The sequence below is a fragment of the Pontibacter ruber genome (assembly GCF_023630205.1).
GTDB lineage: Bacteria > Bacteroidota > Bacteroidia > Cytophagales > Hymenobacteraceae > Pontibacter > Pontibacter ruber.
The window spans coordinates 84836-111023 of sequence record NZ_JALPRR010000001.1; the positions used below are offsets into that span (position 1 = coordinate 84836).

Sequence of the window (26188 nt, forward strand, 5' to 3'; positions counted from 1 at the left end):
TTTATACTTTAATGCTTACATTTACAGCACAATAGCCATATTTCAACTTTTGCCTTTTAGCCTATGAGGATAATTCTACCCTTCGCCACCATTCTATTTTTCTATTTTTTCGGTTTTATCATGTGTAATGCCCAGATACCTCGCTTTGAGCTGGCAGCAAAAGTTGGTGTACAGGTAAATGCGCCGGAAGATGTAGCCGTAGACTCGCAGGGAAACATTTATTACGCCTCGACCTCCGGCCCGGTAGTAAAATTCAGGTACCATGAGAACTTAGGAATAGAAGATCATACTTATCAGCCAGAAGGGCTTTTTTCAGAATCGGAGGAGTTTGGCCAGTATGATATTGCCCTTGACCGGTATGACAATTTATATGCGGTTAGTTTCACTTATGCCCGGGTGGCCAAGTATGACCCCGCAGGAAAACTGGTATTGGTGTTTGGTTCTGAAGGCGAAGGCCCGGGCCAGTTTAAAAATCCGGAAGGAATTGCTGTTAACTCCAAAGAGGAAATTTATGTGGCCGATACGGGCAACAAACGCATCCAGAAGTTCGACAGCAAAGGCAAATTGCTCCAGATCATCCCGCTGGACCCAACCACCGGCAATTATTTTGAAGCTCCGCTGAGCATCGACTTTGATCGTGAAGACAACCTCTACCTGCTGCACACTCCTGAGAAAGAAGTTGTTAAATATTCCCCTTCCGGAGAACGCCTGTTAAAGTTTGGTAAGGATACAAATGACACGCTGAGCATGAAGCACCCCTGGAAGCTGGCAGTTGACAAAGTCACTGGCCAGGTATGTATCACGGATATACTCACCTGGGGCTATTATGTCTATAGCGCAGAAGGAGAACTCTTACGGGTTATGTCACATAAATCCGGAATTCCCAGCCTGTCAGGCTCCAAGTATAGCATAGCTGTTATGCCTGACGGAGAAAGCATTGTTATTGCCGATAAAAGGGAGGAAGGCAACAGCCAGATTACCATGTATTCAAAGCTAGGAGGTGAAGGCCTCTATGAGTGGGGTAGCATGTGGCAAAATATGGATCTGACGCTGGACCAGGAAGGCAATGTTTACCTGCTGGATTTTGTCGGGAAGATCAACAAATTCAATGCGCAAAACGAGTATGTTAAAACATTAGGAGACAAAGGTATTGATACTTTTATACCAGCTCCCAGGGCCATTACAACAGATATTTTCAACAACATCTACGCGCTTAGCAACCCATACTTCAGCAAACAACCCTCTTCTGTATACAAGCTAAGCCCTGAAGGCAACATCCTGAAAAAGTATACTGACTTTGGTTCTACGGGCAATAACCACAAGCTTACAGACCTGGCTGTGGACGCAAGCGGCAACATCTATGTAACAGATTATACAGGCGGGCTGGTGCATAAAATAAGTCCCGATGGAAAGTATAGCGGTACTGTAGGAGCACCAGGTAAAGGAACGGGTAAAGTGTGGTTGCCTATGGCTGTTGCTGTAGACAGACTGGGTATAGTTCATGTGCTGGATTATAACGGCGGGCGGGTGCAGCAGTTTGACCTGCAAGGCAATTCCATCCGCCAGTTTGGGGGCTGGACCGAGCTGGACAGCGTGATAATGGAAGACAGCGACATGGCGCTGGATGGCCAGGGAAACGTTTATGTTGCCTCCAACACACACCGAAGCCGCTTTTGGATCTTTGATTCGGATGGTGATTTCCTACACGAAGAAATGGACCGGAAAATAAACCACCTTGCTGTAGACCAACTGGGCTACCGCCTGGTGATTGACGATTATCAGGCAGACGGCTACACCCTGTACACGGCCAGCACCTTCAATACCCCGAACGGCATCATCAAAGGCCTGGTGTTCGACGATGCAAACCAGAACTGCAAGTATGACATTGGTGAGCGTACACTTCCGGGCGTTGTGGTGATGGCTAACCCGGGTCCGCACTATGCTATAACCGAGAAAGACGGAGGCTATACCTTAAGCGTTACCCCCGGTGATTATACGTTGCATACCATTTCCCCTGCTCAGAAAGGCCGCACAATCACCCCTACCTGCCCGTCGGCTGAGCAAGGCTATCCGGTAAAAGTATCGGACACTAATAGGTTTTTGAATAATGTGGATTTTGCTAACAAGGTATTCTCCCCTCCTTACCTCTCCGTCAGCGTCTCCTCAGACCGTCGGCGCCGTTGCTTTGAGAGCGTGACTAAAGTAACCTACACCAACTCCGGCTTTGCCCCAGCCAGCAACGCCAAAGTATACCTGCAGCTGCCTAAAGAGGTGGAATTACTTTCAGCAGATAAAGCTTACACCCGCCTGCCGAACGGTACCTATGTGTTTGACGTGGGCACGGTAGCTGCTGGGCAATCCGGCACCATAACTATCCAGGACAAAGTGACCTGCGGCGATGAAAGCGTCCGCGGCCGCACCGTGTGCACAAAAGCTTGGATCACCCCAGCCAACAACAGCACCGCAGGCCCGGTAGCCACTGTAACCGGTAAGTGCAACCCCGAAAACGGCATGGTGCGCTTCGTTGTCCGCAACACCGGCACTACTGCTATGGAAACGGGCAAGCAGTTCCGCGTGTACCTGGACGGGCAGCTTACTACTATCGAGAACTATAAACTGGCCTCTGGCGACAGCCTCGTGCTCTGGATACCTGCTGGCGGCAGAACAGCCCGCATGGAAGCAGATCAGCCGGAAAGCAACGGCGACAACACCCTGGCCAGTGCCACCGTGGAAGCCTGCACGGCTGGAGGAGGTTCCGCTACTGTCAGCACCGGTTTTGTAAACGCACTGCCCCCGGATGACGAAGAAGCTGAAGTAGCTGAAGAATGCCTCCCGATCATCGACTCGTTTGACCCGAATGACAAGTTGGTAACACCAACTGGCAGAACAGAAGAAAATTATACCCCAACCGGTGTTGCCCTCAAGTATAAGATCCGCTTCCAGAACACGGGCACCGATGTAGCGTACCGGGTAGTGGTAGTGGACACCCTCTCGGAGCACCTGGATCTGAGCACGTTGGAACTAGGCGCTGCCTCGCACACCGCTCGCTTCGAAGTGAGCGGCAAAGGGCGTCCGGTGCTTACCTGGACATTCGACAATATCATGCTACCCGACAGTACCACCAACGAACCCGGCAGCCACGGCTACATCCAGTTCAGCATCAAGCCGAAAGCAGACCTGCCAGAAAAGACAGCCGTAGAAAATTTTGCCGATATCTTCTTCGACTACAACTCGCCGGTGCGCACCAACATCACTACGAACCGCATCTACGACATGCCGCCGGTGATAAACGAGAACCTGCGGCTGGATCCGGAGCAGATCATTGCCACACCAGGTATAGATAACTTTGCGCCTGCCGCCGGCAAGTATGGCACCGAAGTGATACTTACAGGCAAGAAGTTTTCGGCAACAGCTACCAACAACAAAGTATACTTTAATGGTGTACCGGCAACGGTAGTAAGCGCCACTGAAACCGAGCTGAAAGTGCTGGTGCCAACCACCTCCGCTACAGGCACGATCAAAATTGAGACGCCCGATGGCGCTGCAAATACTACTGAAGCCTTTAAAGTATACCAGCCACCCGTAATCAGCAGCTTTACTCCTGCAGAAGGTATTGTTGGTGCCGAGGTTACACTTACCGGCCTGCACCTGAATCCGGAGCTGATCCAAAGTATAAAACTGGGCTCTCTTGCCTGCGACATCATTAGCCATACCAGCAATTCACTGGTTGTAAGAATTCCGGCACAGGCTGCAAGTTCTAAATTTGTGATCGAGACCAAAGGCGGAGAGGCCACCAGTGCCGCTACCTATGTGGTGTGGCACCAACCTGCCATCAGCAGCCTGAGCAAACAGACCGACATTGTGGGCGCTACTCTAAGTATAACCGGTCAAAATTTTGCCCCTACTGTAGAGCGCAACAAGGTATGGTTCGGGCAAACGCAGGCACAGGTTCTTAAGGCAACTTCGGAGCAACTGACCGTGAAAGTGCCACAGGGTGCTCAGTCTGGTAATGTCATAGTGGAAACGCCGGGCGGTAAAGCAAATAGTACTACGTATTTTGAAGTAATACCTGGTCCGGTCTTTACGGCGATGTCGCCAGCCAAAGGTAGCGTAGGCACAGATGTAGAAATCATGGGGGAGCACTTCGGTACGCTGGGTGTACAGGATGAGATCACGTTCAATGGGGAGAGGGCTATTGTGCTGGACGCCTCAGAAACAAAGTATAAAGTACGTGTTCCGCGCGGTGCCACCACCGGTAAAGTACAGATAAAGGGCATTGGAGGTGTTGCGTTAAGTACTACAGACTTTGTAGTAGAGGACCTTACTCCTGCTCAAGCCATCGAAGTATACCCAAACCCAACAACCGGCAAATTCACCATCGGCCTGCTGCACGCTGATTTTGATATAGAGTCTGTGCAGGTTTACAATGCCGTAGGTAAGCTGTTGCAAACAACCACAGTTACCAGACCCCGCCCTGAAAAGCTGGAGATGAACTTCGAACTGGCAAGGGCAGGTATGTATATGTTACACATCAAAACGGATAGAGGAGTGGTGGTTAAAAAGGTGACGGTACTATAAAAGGATAGTACCTGCAATTGCGAGCTGAGCGAGAAATCTGTTTCAGTTTTATAGCTGGCAAGCCTTTGCTTTGTAGCTTATAGTATTGCTCAGTCTTGCTTGCCTATACTTTCATTTTATACTTTGGTGCGCTCAGGGCCGCGGGGCCTCGTCCTCGGGCATCGCGCTGTCTATTGAAGCTGCCATCGCTGCGCTGCAGGCTGCCCTTACGGGCACCGCAACAATAGGAGGCGCTCAACCCAAGGACTGGAAACGATACTGCTTCGTAAGCTCCTATGCAACTGGAACCTCTTGTACGGACAGGTCGCGACCTGTCCGCGCTATACCTGCGGCTATGAAACTTATACCTCAAGTATAGCTGTAACAGTATTCCCCTCCTTAGACAAGGAGGGGTTAGGGGTGGTTGGATAAAGGCAGCGATGAAAGTTTTATCCCAAGTATAGCTAAAGGCCAAATCCCCTCCTTTGGAGAGGCGCAGGGATGGGTTTATCCGTTTACCACATCCGATCTTCCCCACCATCGAAATGACAAAAGAAAAGCGAAGTCAGACTGTCTTAACTGAATATAGATACCTCCTCTTAAAGCCAAGGCAAAGTTGAAAGTGGGTTTGCTTAACACCAGCAGAAACGGTGGTAGCAAAAGTTACCGAAACACTACAATCCCCAACATATCCCCCATCTGCTTGTGGAGTTTCTTCAGGGTCATCACGTAGGTGATCTGGTTGACCTGCTCCTGCGGATCCGTAACGAGCTTTAATTTACCGGCCTCCACATTTATTACACCTTCCAGGTAGCGGAATTTCAGGCGCAGCACAGCGCGCTCGGTACCATATGGAAGCAGATCCGATTCGTGGGGTACGTAGATCTGGTGCGTGGCCCAGTTAGGGCTCAGTTCGTATGGGTCAGACAGCAGGTTGGTAGATTCTGTGCGTATTTCGTTGTCCGGGTAATTGATAAAGTCGTCTGCAACAGGCAAAATGCCCCGGTTAAGCTTATCCTTTGCCAGTTCTACCAGGCGTCGGTAAACAGGTGTCCGGAACTCGATATCCTCTAACTGCTCTAGTATGTATTGGCTGGTTGTAACACCATCGTCCAGCAACTTGTCGGGGTAGCTCAGGAGCATGCGCACGATCTCGCGTTCGTAGCGTTTCAGCTCATCTGTTTCCGAACCGCCCTGTTCATACTCTTCCGCCTCAGCGGCCAGTGCAGCCTGTTCGTAGTCGAAATAGTCGTCAGCAGGGTTACCGGTTTTAGGTTGCTGTTGCTGCTGGCGCCCCTGCAATTGCATTTTGTTATACTCCGAAATGAGCAATTGCTCATCGATATCGAAGATAAGACTGCAGCTGCGGAAGAACACCGTCCGCTTAATCGGATCCGGGATTTTGGCGATAGACGTAACGATCTCACGGATCGCTTCGGCCTTCTTTACCGGGTTGCCCTTTGCCTCTTCGGCGTACAGGCTGGTTTTAAACGATATAAAGTCCTGCGCATGTTCCTGTATGTAGGCTTTGAAAGCGGCATCGCCTACTTTCTGTATGTAGGAGTCCGGGTCTTCGCCCTGTGGGAAAGTCACCACATTCACGTTTAGGCCATTCTCCAGAATCAGGTCGATACCGCGCAACGAGGCTTTTATACCTGCTGCGTCGCCATCGTATAGTACGGTTATATTCTGGGTATAACGCGAAATTAATTTGATCTGCCCTTCGGTGAGCGAAGTACCGGACGAGGCCACCACGTTCTCGATACCTCCCTGGTGCAGCGAAAGCACGTCCAGATAGCCTTCCACCATGTAGCACATGTCCTGCATGCGAATGGCCTGCTTCGCCTGAAACAAACCGTACAGCACATTGCTCTTGTGGTAAATGTCCGACTCCGGAGAGTTGAGGTATTTCGGGCTTTTCTTGTCGTTGGATTTGAGGGTACGAGCACCAAAGCCCACCACGCGCCCCGACACATTGTGTATCGGAAACATGACCCTGCCCCGGAAGCGGTCATACTTCTTGCCGTCTTCTTTCAGGATGGTAAGGCCGGTTGCCTCCAAGAAGCGCTGCTGATACCCTGCTTTTAAGGCAGCGTCGGTCAGGTCAGACCACGCATCCAGGCTGTAGCCGAGCTCAAACTTCCGGATCGTGGCTCCGCTGATGCCCCGCTCCTTCAGGTACGATTGCCCAATGCCACCCTGCTCATGGTTTTGCAAAATGTTTTGGTAGTGCTTGTTAGCAAAATCCGAAACAATGAACAGGCTGTCGCGGTCGCTCTGCTCTTTGGCGTATTCCGGGCTTGGCTGGTCTTCGGGCACCTCGATGCCATACTTCTTGGCAAGGTATTTCAGGGCCTCCGGAAAGCTGGTGCCTTCCACATCCATAATGAACTGCACCGAGTTACCCGCCTTGCCGCAACCAAAGCACTTGTAAATGCCCTTCGCCGGCGAAACTGAGAACGAAGGAGACTTTTCGTGGTGGAACGGGCAGCAGGCCCACATGTTCTGTCCCTTTTTCTTCAGCGACACAAAATCGCCAACTACCTCAACTATATCGGCCTGGGCAAGTATCTGGTCAACGGTTTCTTTTGGGATCAGCGACATGGTATTCAGAATTAGGGGGAGACAAATTTACTATTTTCCGGATGGCTTAAGGTAGGCTTCACTGATTTAAATTTATACTTACTCTCCTGTCTACTCCTCTCCGCTGTTCCGGATTTCTTAATCCGGAATTTTTGCTGCTGCAGATCTCCTGATCCGCGCTTATAACCTCACCCCGGTCCTCTCCTAAGAACAGGAGAGGGTGGTTATGCTTTTCCTGTCATCTCGACTACTCTTGAGGCGAGAGCCGAAAAGAGCCAGCGTAGCTGTGAGAGATCTGAATCAGGATTTGCAGGATGAGAAGATGGACAGGATTTACCTGCTCCTCCCGAGATGGAAAATTTTGTTTTGGCTATACTTGAAAGTATGAGCTTCATAGCTGCTGTGGGTCATCCCCCTACCCCCTTCAAAGGGGGACTTGGCAGAAGTTGCATACTAGCTTACGAAGCAGTCTCGTTTCCAGTCCTTGGGTTGAGCGCCTTCTTGGTTTCCGGTGCCACGCCAGTGGCAGCCGTTAGGCAGGAAAGCCAGACAGCGCGATGCCCTTTATCGAGGGCCCCTTCCCCCAGGACGAGGCCTCGCGGCCTTGAGCGCACCAAGAGGAACTATGAAAGTATAGGTGAGTAAAACTGAGGATCTAAGGTAACTACGAAGCAAAGGCTTGTTGAAAGCAAGTATAAGCTTCAGCTACTCATCTAATAACCTACTATACAACTCATAATTCTCATCATCAAAACACACAAAAACCACCTCTTTTATACTTGACGGATGTTGCTGCAAGTATGATTTTACAGCTGCTACGGCCACTTCGGCGGCTTTGTCTTTGGGATAGCCATACACGCCCGTGCTGATGTTCGGGAAAGCTATACTTTGTAGATTTTTCTCCCCGGCAATACGCAGGCTGTTATAGTAACAGTTAGCAAGCAGTTCCTCTTCCTGCTTGCTTCCCCCCTGCCACACCGGGCCTACGGTATGAATAACATACTTGGCTGGCAAGTTACCAGCTGTTGTAATCACTGCCTCACCTGTAGGGCAGCCACCCTGTCTAGCTATAATTTGCTTGCATTCCTCCAGGATAGCCGGTCCGCCCGCCTTGTGGATGGCACCATCTACACCACCTCCACCCAGCAGGCTGCTGTTGGCAGCATTTACAATGGCATCCACTTCAACTTTGGTGATGTCTCCTTTTAGTACACTCAGTTTTACCTGCTTCATATGTATCTTTTTAAGGAAGATACGGAAAATCTACAGGCGCTGCAGTTTGCGGGTATAAATCAGTCGCTCTGCCTGTTGTATACCAGCTTTTCGCCGTCGCTGCAAAGGATGATGAGCGTGTTTTGCTGTATCGTATAGGATTTTGCTTTGGGCAAAAGAGAAAAGTACTCCACCTCAAATTGCGTATTGGCCATTTTAGTGCTGGCTACTTCTGTTGTACTCAGCTCCCCGAACAACATCGTGCCGGTTCCTCCTTCGCTTACCAGGTTGAAACTGCCGAAGTAATTATTGGGAGCAGCCTGCCCGTTAAACCGGTAGGAACCAGCCGGGCCTGCTTGCTTTTCAAATGCAATCCACACATGCGCATCCTCCGGTGGGCTCAGATCCGCTTTATCTTTGTACCCGATCACGACCAGATTCCATCTGTCAAACAGGCCGGGAGGTGCTGGTACATCATCCTGCTCCTTATCGAGGCAGGAGAACATCGCCAGCAGGGGCAGTAACAGCAGGTATAGTACAAGCTTTTTCATACTTCAGCAGCATACAGGTTGGTTATACTTTGCAGACCCCAATAAAGCTAAAACCGTTGCATCGGCACCATTTATACTTGCCATAACCATTTCTCTGCCCAGCTGTTAGAAGTGTAACAGTTATTTCATGGGTGTAGAATAATTTGTTCGTATCTTTGCAGGGCAAAACTTATTTGCTTTAAAGTTATGGCAATCACAAAAGAAGATATATTAAAAGCCCTCAGCTATGTAGAGGAGCCCGATCTTGGCAAAGACCTGGTGACCCTGAACATGGTGGAGGACGTGCAGGTAGACGGTAAAAACGTGAGCTTTACTGTTATCCTAACCACACCTGCCTGCCCGCTGAAAGACATGATCCGCAATGCCTGTATCCGCGCCATCCATACCATGGTAGACAAGGATGCAGAAGTGACCGTGAACATGACTTCCCGTGTTACTTCCGGCCGTGCCGGCAACTCCGAAGTGCTTACCGGCGTGAAAAACATCATTGCCGTGGCATCCGGTAAAGGTGGTGTAGGTAAATCTACCGTAACCTCTAACCTGGCAATTGCGCTGGCTCAGTCTGGTGCAAAAGTAGGTTTGATCGATGCCGATATTTTCGGGCCTTCCATCCCGACCATGTTTGGCACCGAGACCGTGCGCCCGAGCATGGTGCAGGGCGACCACGGCAAGAACTACATTGTGCCGGTAGAGAAGTATGGCATCAAGCTGATGTCCATTGGCTTCCTGACGCCGCCTGACCAGGCCGTAGTTTGGCGCGGCCCAATGGCGAGCTCTGCGCTGAAGCAGTTTATTACGGACGTGGAGTGGGGCGAACTGGATTACCTGCTCATCGACCTTCCTCCTGGAACTTCCGACATACACCTGACCATGGTGCAGGTGCTGCCGGTAACAGGTGCTGTTATTGTAACCACGCCGCAGAAAGTAGCCATTGCCGATGCCATGAAAGGCCTGCAGATGTTCCGCCAGCCACAGATCAACGTGCCGGTGTTGGGTGTGGTAGAAAACATGGCATACTTCACGCCAGCCGAGCTGCCGGAGAACAAGTATTTCATTTTCGGCAAAGAGGGCGGCCAGAACCTGGCGCAGAAGTTTGATGTGCCGGTATTAGGACAAGTGCCACTGGTGCAAAGCATCCGTGAGAGTGGCGACGAAGGAACTCCGATTACATTGCAGAACGATTCTCCGGCTTCCGGTGTTTTCAAGGAGTTGGCGCAGGCTGTTGCCCAGCAGGTATCTGTTCGCAACGCCACTTTAGCTAAAACGCAGATCGTAGAAATTAAACCGTAACATACATGACAGCCACAAACATAGACAACGATTTTCTGCTTCGCATCGAGAGCGCGCTGGATCAGATCAGGCCCTACCTGGAAGCTGACGGCGGCAACGTGAAGGTGCTGGAAGTAACCGAAGACATGGTATTGCGGCTTGAACTGCTGGGTGCCTGCGGTACCTGCCCGATGTCTACCATGACACTAAAGGCCGGTGTAGAGCAGTCTGTACTAAGGGCAGTACCTGAAATTAAGGCTGTTGAGGCTGTTAATGTAGCGCCTTTGTAAGGTTTGCTGACAGGTTAAAGTATAAAAGCGGGTGTTGCCGGAAAGCAACACCCGCTTTGTTTTATAACCCATTCGTTTAACAAGGCAGCGTTCATACGTTGCCTCTCTTTTCTCTAAACCGGCCTTGCCCCTGCCTTTTCCTTCCGACGTATAAATTCCTATATTTGTCTACCTAACATCTGATTCCCTTATACTATGATAAAAGCGAACGATCCGGCCCTCCACTCCTGGATAGAAGTAGACCCTAAAAGCGACTTTCCAATTCAGAACCTGCCCTTTGGTATTTTCAGATCAGCCACGAAAGATCCGCGTGTTGGGGTAGCCATCGGTGATTATGTACTGGACCTGTATGCTGTTGCACAACACAACCTGTTTGAGCTCATCGATATGGATCCGAACGTGTTCCACCGCCCTTATCTGAACGACTTTATCGCCTTGGGTAAGCCGATCTGGCGTGCTGTGCGCAACAGGGTGTCTATACTGCTGCGCAACGATAACGACGAGATCAGCGGCAACAGCGACCTGATAAACGAGTGTCTGGTAAAGATGAGCGAGGTGCAGATGCTGATGCCGGTAAAGGTGTGCAATTACACCGATTTTTACTCCAGCATAGAGCATGCTACCAACGTGGGCACGATGTTCCGCGATCCTAAAAACGCGTTGCTGCCCAACTGGAAACACATTCCAATCGGGTATCATGGCAGGGCATCTTCTATTGTAGTATCAGGTACAGATATTCGCCGCCCAAATGGTCAGACCAAAGCAGCTGATGCAGAGGCCCCTACTTTTGGACCTACAAGACTTTTGGACTTTGAACTGGAAGTAGCCTTTATCACTGGTAGAGAAACAAAGCTGGGAGAGAGCATTACGCCGAATGAAGCCGATGACTATATCTTCGGACTGGTGCTGTTCAACGACTGGTCAGCCCGGGATATCCAGACCTGGGAATATGTGCCGCTTGGTCCGTTCCTGGCCAAGAGCTTTGCTTCTTCCATTTCGCCGTGGGTAGTAACCTTGGATGCCCTGAAGCCCTTCCGGGTGAAAGGCCCGGTTCAGGACCCGCGCCCATTACCCTACCTGCAGTTTAACGGCGACCACAACTACGACATCAACCTGGAAGTGCTCATACAACCGGAAGATGGCCAGGAGAACAGCATTTGCCGCTCCAACTACAAGTACATGTACTGGAACATGAACCAGCAGCTGGCACACCAGAGCAGCAACGGCTGTAACATACAGGTAGGCGACATGTATGCATCCGGCACCATCAGCGGCGCTGCAAAAGATTCCTTCGGATCTATGCTCGAACTGACCTGGCGCGGCACGCAGCCACTCACACTTTCAGACGGCTCACAGCGCAGGTTCATCGAAGACTACGATACTGTGATCATGCGCGGCTTCGGCAAGCGCGACGGCATCCGTATTGGCTTTGGTGAAGTGAGAGGGAAGGTACTGCCGGCGCTGTAATGGTTGATTGCTGAATGGTTAAACTCCCCGGATCAGGGTTTTATTCTGAAATAGCTTTGTTCCATATTGCCCTCGCTCGCCTCTGGGGAGTGTGAATAATTCGGTGGTGTCCCGCCACCTGTGACCCAGAGGCATAAAAAGAGCGGCCAGAGGCCTCGGAATAGCTCACACTCGCGGGACGCGAGCGAGGGCAAATGCAGCCTAAAACGTCCCTGCTCCCCGAAGCGATTTGGGGTGAGTTAAAGCCAACCAGCAACCGATACATCGCAGAAAACAATAAAGTATAAAACCACTGCCCGTCCGGTGGTTTTATACTTTAGAATCATTCTTTCCCGGAGAACCTGATTCGCCGTATATTTGAAAGGCCAGCCTTGTTGTGGCTGCATCACAAACTATAATTCCCAAAGTACATGCCCTATAAAACCATAGATCCGCAGGATACCAAAACCGCTGAAGTACACGCCCTTTTGCTGGGTGCCATCGCCCCGCGCCCGATTGCTTTTGCCAGCACCACCGACCTGGATGGGAATGTGAACCTGAGTCCGTTCAGCTTTTTTAACGTGTTCAGTGCCAAACCCCCTATCCTTGTTTTCTCCCCTGCCCGCCGTGTGCGCGACAACACCAGCAAGCATACGTTAGAGAATATACTGGCCACCAAAGAAGTGGTGATCAACATCGCCAACTACGACATTGTAGAGCAAATGTCGCTGGCCAGCACGGAGTATGACCGGGGTATCAATGAGTTTATAAAATCCGGATTAACGCCTTTGGCATCGGTGCTGGTGGCCCCACCGCGTGTGCAGGAAGCTCCTGTGGCCTTTGAGTGTAAGGTGAACGATGTGATCAGCCTTGGGCCGGAAGGTGGCGCCGGCAACCTGGTCATTTGTGAAGTGCTGCTGATGCACATCAACGAAGCGATCCTGGACGAGAACGGCAAAATTGATCCTTACAAACTGGATGGCGTAGCCCGCATGGGTGGCGATTACTACCTCCGCGCCAACGGCGACTGCATATTCGAGCTACCAAAACCGGTTAAGAACAGAGGCGTGGGCGTTGACCAGCTTCCCGACTACATCCGGAACAGCAGCATACTTTCAGGCAATAACCTGGCACGACTGGGTAATACAGAGGTTATACCTACAGCTGCCGAAGTAGAAGCTTTCCGGCAGGAACCCATCGTCGCCTATACCCTAAACAAGTATAAAGATGACAAAGCGCGTCTGAAGCAGGAACTGGAAATATTGGGCAAAAAACTACTGGAAGATAACCAGGTACAAGCCGCCTGGAAAGTACTGCTGCTAAGCGGAAACTTGGGATAGACGTCCGATATTAGACACTAGATTTCAGACTGATTCACCCGCTGGTATAAAGTATAAAACCCGCCTCGGCGGGTTTTATACTTTATACTTAGGTCTATAACTTCTAACGTTTAATTTCTCACTGCAATCATCAGCCCCAGTTCTTTGTAACGCATACCGAACTTTTTGGCAATGCTTGCATTGGTCAGGCTGCCTTTGTAAATGTACACGCCGCTGCGGTAGTGGTCATTCATAAATAAGGCCTCGTTGATGCCGCCATACTTGGAGATATCGGTAAAGATCGGGGTAAAGATATTGCTGAGTGCATTGGTAGCCGTGCGCGGAACACGCGAGGCAATGTTTGGCACACAGTAATGGATGATGTCATACTTGCGGTAGATCGGGCGGCTGTGCGAGGTAAGCTCGGACGTCTCGAAACATCCACCCTGGTCGATGCACACGTCGATGATGATCGAGCCCGGCTCCATTTGCGACACAATCCCTTCTTCCACCATGCAGGCCATTCGGCCTTCGTCGGACACCAAGGCACCGATCACCACATCTGCCTGGCGAATTTCTTTATAAAGCACGGTTCTGTCCAGCGTAGACGTGAAAAGCTGGGCACCTATGTTATGCTTCAACCGGCGCAGTTTGTAGATGTGGTTATCAAACACCTTTACTTCTGCACCCAGACCTAAGGCTGCACGGGCAGCATACTCGGCCACAGTGCCTGCGCCAAGTATAACAACTTTTGATGGTGGTACCCCGGTAATGCCACCAAGTATAATGCCTTTGCCATCGTTGCTGCTGCTCAGGTATTCTGCTGCGATCAGCATTACCGTGCTGCCGGCTATCTCGCTCATGGCACGCACTACCGGCTTTGCTTCCGATCTGTCGCGCAGGAGCTCAAAGGATATGGCATTGATCTTTTTGCGGAGCAGGGCGTTGATGTAATCAGAGGTCAGGTTGCCGAAGTGCAGGGCCGAGATCAGCGTCTGGTTGGGTCGCAGGTAGTCAACTTCGTCGTACGTAGGCGGAGCGATCTTCAGGATGATGTCTGCTTCGTACACCTCATCGGTAGAATAAACGATTCGGGCTCCGGCCTCTGAAAACTCGTGGTCAGAATATTTGGAAGGGCTTCCGGCACCAGATTCAACCCATATCCTGTGGCCCTGGTCTGTCAGTTGTTTTACTGCGTCCGGTGTCAATCCTACCCGGTTTTCCTGGAACGAAGATTCTTTCGGGATGCCGATAAAGAGGCTGCGGCGTTGTTCTTCTACTGCCAACATCGACTCTTTAGGGTACAATGCAGGGCTCGTGGCTAACTTACCCAAATTCACGGCGGCGAATTTATCCGGCATATTATACTTTATTTATGGTCATAGTACGCACCTCCCCATGTTCGGCAGGCTGCAACGTCACAAGCAGGTAATGGTCTGGCAATAAATTCGGGATCAGCGAAGGCCACTCGATCAGGCACAAGTTACCGGAATCAAAATATTCCGTCACGCCTATATCCAGTGCTTCCCGCTCGTCCCTTATCCTATAAAAATCAAAATGGTAAATTAGTTTCCTGTCAGCCGCTTCGTATTCATTTACCAGTGCAAAAGTAGGGCTGCTGACATTCTCCTTCACCCCCATCAGGTGGCACAACTCTTTGATCAGGGTGGTTTTACCGGCGCCCATAGGTCCCTCGAACAGGATGATGGGCTCCTTTTGGGCATGCTCCAAAAGCACAGAAGCCGCCGCTGGCAAATCAGCCAACGACGACATCTCGATACGTGCTTTCTCTACTAACGTATTATGCATTCTTAGGCGTCAAGGTAACAAACGGGATAATAACCTCTTCCAGCGATACCCCACCGTGCTGAAACGTGTCCTTGTAATAGTTCACGTAATAGTTGTAGTTGTTGGGGTAGGCAAAGAAGTAGTCTTCAATCGCAAATACAAACGTAGTGGAAACGTTGGCCTTTGGCAAGAAAAATCGCTCGGGCTTGCGCACCGTGAACACATCTTTATCGGTGTAGCCCAGGTTTTTGCCATGTTTGTAGCGCAGGTTAGTATTGGTCTGCCTGTCGCCGATGATCTTGAACGGCCGTTTTACACGAATGGTGCCGTGGTCGGTAGTGATGATCAGACGGCCCTTTTTCTCGGCAATCATCTTCAGGGTATCAAATAAAGGCGAGTGCAGGAACCAGGAACGGGTAATAGAACGGTAAGCCGACTCGTCCGGGGCCAGTTCGCGCACCATGTTGCTGTCGGTGCGGGCGTGCGAGAGCATATCCACGAAGTTATACACGATCACGTTCAGCTTGTTGTTTTCCAGGTTGTTGAACTTGGCAAGCAGGTCTTTGCCGGCTGCCACGTTGGTGATCTTGTGGTAGCTGTGCTTGTCGGTAACGCGGTTCTGCTGGAACTGGATGTCCAGGAAATCGGGCTCGTTCAGGTTTTTGCCTTCTTCTTCGTCGTCGCTCACCCACAGGTTCGGGTAGCGCTTCATGATATCAGAGGGCAGCATGCCCGAGAAGATGGCATTACGGGCATAAGCTGTGGTGGTAGGAAGTATGGAATAATACATCTCCTCCGTATCCACGGTAAAGTAGTCGGTGATCAGCGGCTCCAGCACCTTCCACTGGTCGTAGCGCAGGTTATCGATCAGCACAAAGTATACCGGCCTGTCTGATTCTTTCATCATCGGGAACACGCGCTCCTTGAAGATCTGGTGCGACATGAGCGGGGCATCGTCTGAGTCCTGGTTGATCCAGTCTTCGTAATTGTCCATGATGAACTTGGCGAAGTTGGAGTTGGCCTCGTCCTTCTGCATGTTGATCACGTCGGCCATACTTTTATTTTCCGTCTCGTCGATCTCCAGCTCCCAGAATACCAGTTTTTTGTAGATATCCGCCCACTCGCCCGGGCTCAGGCGTTCGCCAAAGGCCATGCCCAGCTGGCGGAAGTCGCGCTGGTAGCTCATGTTGGTGCGCTCCGATACCAGGCGTTTGTTATCAAGCACCTTTTTTACCGAGAGCAGGATCTGGTTCGGATTCAGCGGTTTGATCAGGTAATCGGTAATCTTGGAGCCGATCGCTTCTTCCATGATGTGCTCTTCCTCACTCTTGGTGATCATGATTACGGGCACGGAAGGACGGATGGCTTTTAATTCAGTAAGTGTTTCAAGCCCACTGATGCCGGGCATGTTCTCGTCCAGGAAAACGATGTCGAAGTGCTGGTCCTGGAACTTCTCGATGGCGTCGGCGCCACTGTTTACGGGAGTGATATCGTAGCCCCTGTCTTCGAGGAAAAGAATGTGGGGCTTGAGCAGGTCGATCTCGTCATCGGCCCATAAAATACTGTATCTTTGCATAGTTTCATTCAATTATGGCGTAGTCTTTATACTTATATTATCTGTATCGGCTATAGTTTGGAACCGGCATAAATAGCGCCTTTACTATGTTGTACTGCCTTTGTCAGGCTACGGTTAGCACAACCATACTTTATTTCGTGTGAATAAGAAAAAAATCTTCAACGACCCTGTTTACGGTTTTATTACCGTTCCGTCCGAGCTGCTGTTCGACATCATCGACCATCCGTACTTTCAGCGGCTGCGTCGCATCAAGCAACTGGGCCTGACGGAGATGGTGTACCCGGGGGCATTGCACACGCGCTTTCATCATGCGCTGGGGGCTATGCACCTGATGAACACGGCGCTAACCACTTTAAAGAGTAAAAATAACGAAATAAACGACACCGAGCACGAAGCTTCGCTCATTGCTATTCTGCTGCACGACATCGGCCACGGTCCTTTCTCGCATGCACTGGAAACAGCCATCTTTCAGGAAGTACACCACGAGCACCTCTCGCTGCACATCATGCACATGCTCAACGAAGCTTTTGGCGGAAGATTGAGTCTGGCCATCCAGATTTTTAAAGGCACCTACGAGCGGAAGTTCTTTCACCAGCTCGTTTCAAGCCAGTTGGATGTAGACCGCCTGGACTACCTGAACCGCGACAGTTTCTATACCGGGGTGTACGAAGGCAAAATTGGTGCCGACCGCATCATCAAAATGCTGGATGTCGCCAACGACAAGCTGGTGGTGGAAGAAAAAGCCATCTATAGCATCGAAAACTTCCTGGTGAGCCGCCGCCTGATGTACTGGCAGGTATACCTGCACAAGACCGTGATCAGTGCCGAAAACATGGTGCTGCGCGTAGTGCAGCGTGCCCGCGAGCTGCTGCAACGAGGCATCGACGTGCCGGCCAGCCCCTGCCTGCGCTTTTTCCTTGCCTCCAACCTGACATTGGAGGACTTCGAAAAAGATAACACCATTCTGGAGCGTTTCGTTTCCCTCGACGACCACGACGTATGGAGCGGCATTAAAGAGTGGGCCTCGCACCCCGATTTTATACTTTCTTTCCTGGCACAAAGCATCCTGAACCGCCGCCTCTTCAAGGTGATCATCTCCAGCAAGCCCATCGAGGAGGACATGTTGCTGGGCCTGAGCGAACTGGTGCAGGAGCACTTTAAAGTGCGGGAGGAGGATGTAAAATACCTCATGATCTCGGGCAAGATCAGCAACAACGCCTACCAGGCCGAGGGCCAGTCCATAGACATTCTGACCAAAACCGGCTACGTGGTGGATGCCGCCGAAGCCTCTGACCTGCCCAACATCCGCGCCCTCAGCAACAAAGTGGAGAAATATTATGTGTGTTACCCGAAGGAGGTGGCGCATTAAGATGTATAAGCAAGTTCCAGATGGCAAGTAAAGAACTGTACGAAAAGGCATTTCAATATCCAACTCAACAAGAGTCTATAGAAATACAAAACCACTTTCCTCCTGTTAAAGAATTATTTCTAAGCCACAATGATATAGAAGCCAAAGAAGAATATCATAAAGTAGATGTTATGATATATGTTGCTAAGCATGATATTATAAATTGGATTAATAGGCTAAATAACAAGCTTGGAAAACTCAAGTTCAGCTACATACTTTTGAAGTTTTATTATCTTAAAGGTATACCTGATGAACAGTGGAAAGTAGAATTGGAGGCGGGAGGGACAAAATTCTTTCCAGATTTTAAAGATGAAGGTGATCATTATATTCATTTCCTTTTTAAGTACTCTTCTGAAAACTTTTACTATCATTATGTATCTGCTCTTGATTGTATTGCTCACTTATTAAATATCTACTATAATCTATCATGGGGAGAGAAAGAAGTAGCTTTCAAGAAGGATTTATTTAAAAAACTACAGCTTAAAGACAAGGATCTAGCTCAATCCTTAGGCATCTTTAGTGAAAGTATAGGTGACATTAGAGAAGATAGAAATGGCTTAGCTCACCGCTTTCCTCTAAATGAAGTGGATTTCAGGAGTAAAAAGAATTTCCAAGATGGAAAGGAAGTAGTTACAATGGGTTCAGCACATTATACTAACAGTAGAGAAGTGCTAACAAAAATCGAAAGGTCTGTTGAGTTGCTTTCAGACACTCTGAAAAATATAGAAAAAACACTCTCAAGTAACAGCGATCAGTAATTAAGAGCAAACTTAGAGAAGGTACGCCTTTTCCTCATTATCCTATTACCCTCCTCTCCTACTACTCAAGTATAAAATTGCTTTACACCATTTTATACTTTAACTTATACAAAGTATAAACCCGGCCTCCTGTGTGTACCTGCACACAAAAATTCCGGCAACACTTCTCTACATTAGATGAATGTGCTGTATGAACCCGCGAAAGTTTTTTAGTATGTTTGCGCCCCCAAAGCATTAGCACATTTAGTTTTTTGCTCTAATTTTACAAAATGGAATTTACTGTACAACAGATTGCTGACCTGTTACAGGGAAAGACTGAGGGAGACAATTCAGTAACGGTCAGAACTTTAGCTAAAATAGAGGAGGCTCAAACCGGGGCTCTTGCTTTTTTATCGAATCCAAAGTACGAACCATACCTATATACTACAGGAGCCAGTGCCGTGATCGTTTCCGAATCGCTGGAACTGAAAAAGCCTGTTAACGCTACGCTGATACGGGTGACGGACCCCTACTCCAGTTTCTCTACACTGCTTGAATATTACCAGGCTGCCGTACTGGCCTCTAAAACCGGCGTGGAGCAACCTTGCTTTATCGGGGACACCAGCAGCATTGGCGAAGGGCACTACCGGGGTGCGTTTTCCTACATCGGCAACAACTGCAAGATCGGCAGCAATGTGCGCATCTATCCGCAGGCCTACATCGGCGATAACGTAACCATTGGCGACAATACCACCATTTTTGCCGGCGCTAAACTCTATGCCAACACCGTAGTGGGCAGCAACTGCACCATACATGCGGGCGCTGTGATTGGCAGCGACGGCTTTGGCTTTGCCCCTCAGGCAGACGGCAGCTACAAGCCGGTGCCACAGATCGGCAATGTGGTGCTCGAAGATGATGTAAACGTTGGCGCCAACACCACCATCGATTGCGCCACCATGGGCTCCACCATCATCCGCAAAGGCTCCAAAATAGATAACCTGGTACAGATTGCGCATAACGTGGAAGTGGGCCAGCATACGGTCATTGCTTCCCAGTCAGGCGTTTCAGGGTCTTCAAAAATTGGTAACCACTGCGTAATTGCAGGCCAGGTAGGTATTGTAGGCCATATTACCATCGCTGACAAAACAACCATTGGCGCTCAGTCCGGGGTGTCTAAATCGGTGAAAGAAACCGGTACGATCATACAGGGCTCACCAGCTTTCGATTACAAGCAAAACCTTCGCGCAATTACTGTTTTCCGCAAGTTGCCGGACCTGCAGCGCGAACTGGAAGAGCTTAAGGACAAGAAATAGAACCTAACTTTACAGAGCGGCCTTCTCTCTGAAAAATAAATGTGGCAAGGCCGAAGATAAAACCTTAATTTTGCGTGTGCATAGTACAAGACGCACAGCAACTTGTCATACACAATACAGCAGCTCAAAACGCTGTACTGGAAGTATAGCAGCCAATATTAAAGCGTTACAAACACGTTAATGAACTATAAACAGCACACTATTAAAGCTCCGGTTACGGTATCGGGCATAGGGCTGCACACAGGCGTAGTCTCCAACATGACCTTCAAGCCGGCCCCTGCCAACCACGGGTATAAATTTCAGCGCATCGACCTGCCAGGGCAACCTATCGTGAGTGCCGATGTGGACAATGTGGTAGACCTGTCGCGCGGCACAACTATTGAGCAGAATGGTGCACGCGTAAACACGGTAGAACACACGCTGGCGGCCCTTGTGGGTTTGCAGATCGATAACGTGCTGATAGAGCTGGACGGTCCGGAGCCTCCGATCATGGATGGTTCTTCCATCGAATTTGTGAGAGCGCTTTTGGAAGTTGGCTTACAGGAGCAAAACGCTTTACGCAATTATTTCGAGATTACGCAAGGCATCAGCTACAAAGACGATAAGCGCGGTGTAGAGATCGCAGCACTGCCCCTCGACGATTACCGCCTGACTGTAATGGTGGACTATAACTCGCCGGTTCTGGGCAGCCAGCATGCTTCCATCACCGATTTTAACCAGTTCCAGGAAGAGATCGCACCTTCCCGTACGTTCTGCTTCCTGCACGAACTCGAGGCACTCTTCAAGCAAAACCTGATAAAAGGCGGTAACCTGAACAATGCCATCGTGATCGTTGACCGTGTAGTAGAGGAAGACGAACTATCCTACTTGTCAGAGCTACTCGACCGTCCAAAAGTTGAGGTGAAAGAGGAAGGCATCCTGAACAATACCGAACTTCGCTTCAGAAACGAGCCGGCACGCCACAAGCTGCTGGACCTGCTGGGCGACCTTGCGCTGATCGGAAGACCCATAAAAGGCCAGATACTGGCAGCACGCCCGGGCCACGCTGCCAACATTGCGTTTGCCAAGCGTGTAAAAAAACTGATACAGGAAGCGGCTATCAAGAACGTACCAACCTACGACCCAAAGAAGCCACCGGTGATGGACATCAACCAGATTTCGGCTACGCTGCCACACCGTTACCCGTTCCTGCTCATCGATAAGATCATTCACCTGGACGAAAACTCAGTTACGGGCGTTAAGAACGTGACCATGAACGAGCCGTTCTTCCAGGGCCACTTCCCGGGCAACCCTATACTTCCGGGTGTTATCCAGATCGAGGCTATGGCACAGACAGGAGGCATCCTTGTTTTAAATACTGTAGAGAACCCTGAAGATTACTGGACTTACTTCCTGGGCATAGACAAATGCCGTTTCAAGAGAAAAGTTATTCCGGGCGATACCATAATTTTTAAATGTGAATTGCTGGCTCCCATCAAGCGTGGTATAGCTAAAATGTCCGGTCAGGCCTTTGTAGGAGGCCAGCTGGTAATGGAGGCGGAGATGTCGGCAAGTATAGTAAAGAAAGACGCATGAACCAGCCACTAGCATATATCCACCCGGAGGCTAAGATTGCCCATAATGTAGTCGTAGAACCGTTCTCCACTATCTACAAGAATGTAGAGATCGGGGAAGGCACCTGGATCGGCCCGAACGTGACCATCATGGAAGGTGCACGCATTGGTAAAAACTGTAAGATTTTCCCGGGCGCTGTTATTTCTTCTGTGCCACAGGACCTGAAGTTTGCCGGCGAAGAAACCACCACCATCATCGGCGATAACACCGTTATCCGGGAGTGCGTTACCGTTAGCCGTGGTACCATCGATAAGATGAGAACCGTAGTTGGCAGCAACTGCCTGATCATGTCTTATGCACACATCGCGCACGACTGCATCGTTGGCAACAACTGCATCGTGGTGAATGCGGTACAAATGGCCGGCCACGTTGAAATGGGCGACTATGCTATCATCGGTGGTTCCAGCGCGGTACACCAGTTCGTGAAGATCGGTGCCCATGCCATGATCTCGGGAGGATCGTTGGTACGTAAAGATGTTCCTCCGTTTGTGAAAGCCGCCCGCGAGCCGCTTACTTACGCCGGCATCAACTCGATCGGTCTGCGCCGCAGAGGCTTCAGCAGCGAGCAGATCAACGAGATACAGCAGATTTACCGCATCATGTTTATGAGCGGACTCAATAACACGGAGGCGTTGGATAAAATCGAGCTGGAAATGGCCCCTAGCAGAGAACGTGACGAGATTCTGAATTTCGTGCGTGACTCAGGCCGTGGTATCATCAAGAGCTACTTTGCAAAAGATGCAAATTAACCTAAGCAGTTTAGGTAAACGCTATAATTACGAGTGGATTTTCCGGAACCTGACCTATACTTTGGAGTCAGGCACCTCTTATGCCATACTTGGGCATAACGGTTCCGGGAAGTCCACTCTTCTTACTGTTATAGCAGGGTATAACCTGCACAGCGAAGGCAGCATCGGTTACGAGCAGAACGGGAAGGCAATTCCTGCCGAACAGGCGTATCGCCACCTGTCGCTTACCGCACCCTACCTGGAGCTGGTAGAAGAATTTACGCTGCAAGAGATGCTGGACTTCCAGATCCGCTTCAAGACGCTCCGAAATAACCTGACTACGCAGCAGCTGATCGAGCGGATGGGGCTGCAGAAAGCGCGTAACAAATTCGTTAAGGACTTTTCTTCGGGGATGAAGCAGCGCCTCAAGCTCGGCCTGGCCATCTACTCCGATACCTCGCTCCTGCTTTTGGATGAGCCCACCACCAATCTCGACCAGGAAGGCGTAAGCTGGTACCAGGAGCACGTAGACCAGAACAAGGCAGGGAGGCTGATCATTGTAGGTTCCAATATACTGCACGAGTATAGTTTTTGCCAACACCACCTGCACATTACAGACTTTCATCCGGCACCGCGGAAATAGTGTGTTTTGTGTTTCGTTTATCGTTTTTCGCAGGTAGTTGTTTTTTAAATCATACTTCAGCAGTTTGATCTATAGCTTCTGCTACATCACCCAAAACACGAAACACAAAAAACGAAATACGAAACACGATTTTACCACCGGCACTACCAATTTTCGTACAAGCTCGCTAAATTTGTAGCATACTTAAAAAACCACCAGACACGATGGGACGAGCATTTGAATTTAGAAAAGCCCGAAAATTTAAGCGTTGGGACAAAATGTCGAAGGCCTTTACGCGCCTAGGCAAAGAGATTGTTATGGCCGTTAAAGAAGGTGGTCCTAACCCTGAGACAAACTCACGCCTCCGTACTGCCATGCAGAACGCCAAAGGCGTGAACATGCCAAAAGACAGAGTAGAATCTGCCATCAAACGTGCTTCTTCTAAAGAGGAAAAAGACTACGAAGAAGTAGTATACGAAGGCTACGGCCCTTACGGCATCGCTATACTTGTAGAAACAGCTACCGATAATATCAACCGCACAGTTGCCAACATGCGCGTGTACTTTTCCCGTGGTGGTGGCGCTTTGGGCAAAACCGGCTCACTTGATTTTATATTTACCCGCAAAGGCATTTTCAAAATTGCAGCCGAAGGCCTCGACATCGAAGAGCTGGAGCTGGAGCTGATCGATGCCGGAGCAGAAGACATTTACGAGCACGAAGGCGAGATCATTGTAGAAACAGCTTTCACAGACTTTGGCGCGATGCAGAAAGCGCTGGAAGAAAAAGGCCTAAACGTGATCAGTGCCGAGCTGCAGCGTATCCCCAACACCCGCACCGAGCTGACAGAAGAACAGGAAGAGGAGATCGAAAACCTCATCGAAAAGATTGAAGAAGACGACGACGTGCAGGCTGTTTACCACAACATGGCCTAAGTGAGTATAGTATACTAGTATCACAGCAAAGGCTGCCCGGTTTCATACCCGGGCAGCCTTTTGTTTTAGCACCGCTCCCCTTATTTGAACGTACAGCAAAACAGGAACCACAGCATCCCTGCCCATGCTTGTATACATTCTATTTATAGCTGGCTTTATACTTTTAGTAAAAGGCGCAGATACACTGGTATCGGGTGCTTCGTCCGTTGCAAAAACCTACGGCCTCAGCGATATGATTGTGGGGCTTACAATTGTCTCCTTCGGTACTTCCATGCCGGAGCTTATTATCAATATTCTGGCAAGTTTACGGGGCGAGTCAGGTCTGGCTATCGGGAATGTATTTGGTAGCAACGTAGCAAACCTGCTGCTTATACTGGGCGTATCGGCCCTTATCAACCCACTGCCGATCAAACGGAACACCATCCTTACAGAAATTCCTTTTTCACTTATTGCCACACTGCTGGTAGGCTTTCTGGCAAATGCTGTGCTGTTCAGCGACAAAACCCAGCTTTACATCAGCCGGATAGACGGCGTAATTCTGCTCTTCTTCTTCCTGATGTTTATGGCTTATGTCTACAACGTAGCCAAAACCCAAGACGACCAAACAGGTAACGACGTCAATAAAAAGGAAGTGATGCCTGTCGCCAAATCTGTTCTGTTTATACTTATTGGTGTCGGAGCACTGTTTGTGGGAGGGATATGGGTAGTTGATGGGGCTGTAGCCATTGCCAAAGTCTTTGGGCTGAGCGAATCATTCATCGGCCTGACAGTAGTGGCAATCGGCACCTCCCTTCCCGAACTGGTAACCTCAGCAATAGCAGCTTACCGCAGAAGCATGGATATAGCAGTTGGCAATGTGGTCGGCTCTAACATCTTCAATCTCCTCTGGATTCTAGGTATAAGTGCTCTGATAAACCCACTGCCCTTCAACGTACTGAACAATACGGACATACTGATGATGATCTTTGCCAGCACCTTGCTTATTCTGACCATCCCGTTCGGGCAACAGAACACAGTAGGCAGGATAAGCGGCATAATCTTCCTGCTGGTGTACTTTGGCTACATCGCCTTTCTGGTGCAAAGAGGATGAAGTATACTTCATTACTTATTCCTGCTCAGCTTCAGCCCAAGGGTTACATGTGCAATAGTTGGCGATGGCTTAAATAGACCTTCCTTCTCGATCGCGTACGTAATTTTTATACTTCTGACATACAGGCCGGCACCACAGGTGAGCAAGGTGGCCATGTGCTTCTCCCTAAGAAAAAAATACGGGCTTACACCAGCATATACAAAGGGCAGGTAAGTTGCCTGAGGCGATGTTCCCAGGTTATACTGTGCGGTTATCGGTACCTTCAACGTATGGCTCACATGCTTTAGCTCGTTGTTATCGACAGTAGCACCGCTTTCAAGATAAGCATAGCTTAACCCCAGTTTTGCTGCTATCCTCTTGCCCCTGTCCGGGTTATTGATTTCCCAGAAGTAGCCAACTGAATAGCCCGATAACCGGTAGTTATCTGTTGGCCTAGCTCTCCAGGTATAGCCTGCCTCCACCCCATGCCGTACCACTGCTTTTACTTTGTGGGTATATTCCGCTATGGTGGTTTCAGGGCTGGCACACCTGTTGTATTCCCGAATTAGCCTCGTGATGGAGCGATCATCAAACCGCAGGCTGTTGATGTTGTGGATAACATCCGGGCAATTTGCCAGGGTATAGTTAAGCGTTCCGATATACCGTTTATGAAGTCCGACATACTTTCCTGACTGGTACTCATACTGCCCCAGCGTGTAGAAAGTGCTGTCTTTTTTGATCACATATACATGCGTGTTATCCCTGAGCAGGATCGGGTTGTACTCAGCACGCTGTAATTGCACCTTGTATAAGCTAACCTGTCCTTTCAGGATTACTTTAGCAAAACGGCGCGTTTTACGGAAGCCTGCTTCATCTTTTATTTCAACTTCCACTGCCTCAAACCAAAGGCTATCCGGGCTAAAGCCGAAGCCGGAAATTTCGGATGGCAGGTATTCCTGCTTCGTATCGGAGTTCTGCAACAGTTTATACTTGATAGATCGGCCCAGGTCTGCCTCTGCATTTCGTTCAATAAAGCCCGGAATGGTGTCGTTGCCCCGGATGATAAAACCCGGCACGAAATAACCTTTCTGAGCTGAGGCGGAAGTAACCAGAAAAAGAAATAAGAAAAGCAGGAAGGTTAAAAAGCGCATTAAAAGTATACTTAAGTATACTG

At 49.7% G+C, this 26188-nt stretch carries 21 protein-coding genes; 13 read left to right on the plus strand and 8 right to left on the minus strand.

Annotated elements, in window-relative coordinates; translation table 11 throughout:
* Positions 1-63 precede the first annotated feature (63 nt).
* On the plus strand, positions 64-4578 hold the full coding sequence (locus MJ611_RS00405; protein ID WP_250427371.1) for a DUF7619 domain-containing protein: 4515 nt from the start codon (positions 64-66) through the stop codon (positions 4576-4578).
* Between the two features lie 642 nt (positions 4579-5220).
* Here MJ611_RS00405 and dnaG read toward each other — a convergent pair.
* The 4 genes from dnaG to MJ611_RS00425 all read right to left on the minus strand — a co-directional run bounded on the left by dnaG (position 5221) and on the right by MJ611_RS00425 (position 8903).
* Positions 5221-7161, minus strand: a complete 1941-nt coding sequence (gene dnaG, locus MJ611_RS00410; protein WP_250427372.1) for a DNA primase — start codon at positions 7159-7161, stop codon at positions 5221-5223.
* Positions 7162-7364: 203 nt separating this feature from the next.
* Complete coding sequence (locus tag MJ611_RS00415; protein ID WP_250427373.1) at positions 7365-7535, minus strand: hypothetical protein; 171 nt, start codon at positions 7533-7535, stop codon at positions 7365-7367.
* 310 nt (positions 7536-7845) lie between these two features.
* Positions 7846-8373 carry an O-acetyl-ADP-ribose deacetylase gene (locus MJ611_RS00420; RefSeq protein WP_250427374.1) on the minus strand — a complete coding sequence of 176 codons (528 nt, stop codon included), beginning with the start codon at positions 8371-8373 and terminating at the stop codon, positions 7846-7848.
* A gap of 59 nt (positions 8374-8432) precedes the next feature.
* Positions 8433-8903 (minus strand): META domain-containing protein, encoded by a 471-nt coding sequence (locus tag MJ611_RS00425; protein ID WP_250427375.1) that lies wholly within the window; start codon positions 8901-8903, stop codon positions 8433-8435.
* Between the two features lie 186 nt (positions 8904-9089).
* Between MJ611_RS00425 and MJ611_RS00430 the strand changes: the two genes are divergently transcribed.
* From MJ611_RS00430 to MJ611_RS00445, 4 genes are all read left to right on the plus strand, one after another.
* Entirely contained in the window at positions 9090-10193 is a 1104-nt protein-coding gene (locus MJ611_RS00430) for an Mrp/NBP35 family ATP-binding protein (RefSeq protein ID WP_250427376.1), read from the plus strand.
* Between the two features lie 5 nt (positions 10194-10198).
* Positions 10199-10462: a NifU family protein gene (locus tag MJ611_RS00435; RefSeq protein WP_250427377.1), complete on the plus strand. Its 264-nt coding sequence runs from the start codon at positions 10199-10201 to the stop codon at positions 10460-10462.
* Positions 10463-10657: 195 nt separating this feature from the next.
* The gene (gene fahA / locus MJ611_RS00440; RefSeq protein WP_250427378.1) at positions 10658-11929 is read left to right on the plus strand and encodes a fumarylacetoacetase; all 1272 of its coding nucleotides are present in this window, start codon (positions 10658-10660) and stop codon (positions 11927-11929) included.
* A gap of 410 nt (positions 11930-12339) precedes the next feature.
* Positions 12340-13248 (plus strand): flavin reductase family protein, encoded by a 909-nt coding sequence (locus tag MJ611_RS00445; protein ID WP_250427379.1) that lies wholly within the window; start codon positions 12340-12342, stop codon positions 13246-13248.
* Positions 13249-13358: 110 nt separating this feature from the next.
* Here the strand turns inward: MJ611_RS00445 and MJ611_RS00450 are convergent, their stop codons facing one another.
* The 3 genes from MJ611_RS00450 to porX are packed head-to-tail and all read right to left on the minus strand — an operon-like array spanning position 13359 to position 16591.
* Positions 13359-14588 (minus strand): alanine dehydrogenase, encoded by a 1230-nt coding sequence (locus MJ611_RS00450; RefSeq protein WP_250427380.1) that lies wholly within the window; start codon positions 14586-14588, stop codon positions 13359-13361.
* A gap of 1 nt (position 14589) precedes the next feature.
* Positions 14590-15036 carry a tRNA (adenosine(37)-N6)-threonylcarbamoyltransferase complex ATPase subunit type 1 TsaE gene (gene tsaE / locus MJ611_RS00455; protein WP_250427381.1) on the minus strand — a complete coding sequence of 149 codons (447 nt, stop codon included), beginning with the start codon at positions 15034-15036 and terminating at the stop codon, positions 14590-14592.
* Positions 15029-16591, minus strand: a complete 1563-nt coding sequence (gene porX, locus MJ611_RS00460; protein WP_250427382.1) for a T9SS response regulator signal transducer PorX — start codon at positions 16589-16591, stop codon at positions 15029-15031. The genes tsaE and porX overlap by 8 nt, the downstream gene beginning before the upstream one ends.
* A 139-nt stretch (positions 16592-16730) precedes the next feature.
* On the opposite strand from porX, the gene MJ611_RS00465 reads away from it, so the two are divergent.
* From MJ611_RS00465 to MJ611_RS00500, 8 genes are all read left to right on the plus strand, one after another.
* Entirely contained in the window at positions 16731-17960 is a 1230-nt protein-coding gene (locus MJ611_RS00465) for an HD domain-containing protein (RefSeq protein ID WP_250427383.1), read from the plus strand.
* Between the two features lie 20 nt (positions 17961-17980).
* On the plus strand, positions 17981-18757 hold the full coding sequence (locus MJ611_RS00470) for a Cthe_2314 family HEPN domain-containing protein (RefSeq protein ID WP_250427384.1): 777 nt from the start codon (positions 17981-17983) through the stop codon (positions 18755-18757).
* 269 nt (positions 18758-19026) lie between these two features.
* The gene (gene lpxD / locus MJ611_RS00475; RefSeq protein ID WP_250427385.1) at positions 19027-20049 is read left to right on the plus strand and encodes a UDP-3-O-(3-hydroxymyristoyl)glucosamine N-acyltransferase; all 1023 of its coding nucleotides are present in this window, start codon (positions 19027-19029) and stop codon (positions 20047-20049) included.
* Positions 20050-20229: 180 nt separating this feature from the next.
* Positions 20230-21624, plus strand: coding sequence for a bifunctional UDP-3-O-[3-hydroxymyristoyl] N-acetylglucosamine deacetylase/3-hydroxyacyl-ACP dehydratase (locus MJ611_RS00480; RefSeq protein ID WP_250427386.1), 1395 nt, complete (start codon positions 20230-20232; stop codon positions 21622-21624).
* Complete coding sequence (lpxA, locus tag MJ611_RS00485) at positions 21621-22412, plus strand: acyl-ACP--UDP-N-acetylglucosamine O-acyltransferase (protein ID WP_250427387.1); 792 nt, start codon at positions 21621-21623, stop codon at positions 22410-22412. The genes MJ611_RS00480 and lpxA overlap by 4 nt, the downstream gene beginning before the upstream one ends.
* The gene (locus MJ611_RS00490) at positions 22402-23034 is read left to right on the plus strand and encodes an ABC transporter ATP-binding protein (protein ID WP_250427388.1); all 633 of its coding nucleotides are present in this window, start codon (positions 22402-22404) and stop codon (positions 23032-23034) included. Before lpxA ends, MJ611_RS00490 begins: the two co-directional genes overlap by 11 nt.
* A 203-nt stretch (positions 23035-23237) precedes the next feature.
* On the plus strand, positions 23238-23945 hold the full coding sequence (locus MJ611_RS00495) for a YebC/PmpR family DNA-binding transcriptional regulator (protein WP_250427389.1): 708 nt from the start codon (positions 23238-23240) through the stop codon (positions 23943-23945).
* A 124-nt stretch (positions 23946-24069) separates the two neighbouring features.
* The gene (locus MJ611_RS00500; protein ID WP_250427390.1) at positions 24070-25035 is read left to right on the plus strand and encodes a calcium/sodium antiporter; all 966 of its coding nucleotides are present in this window, start codon (positions 24070-24072) and stop codon (positions 25033-25035) included.
* An 11-nt stretch (positions 25036-25046) separates the two neighbouring features.
* Here MJ611_RS00500 and MJ611_RS00505 read toward each other — a convergent pair whose 3' ends face one another.
* Positions 25047-26165 (minus strand): hypothetical protein, encoded by a 1119-nt coding sequence (locus MJ611_RS00505; protein ID WP_250427391.1) that lies wholly within the window; start codon positions 26163-26165, stop codon positions 25047-25049.
* Positions 26166-26188: the final 23 nt, after the last annotated feature.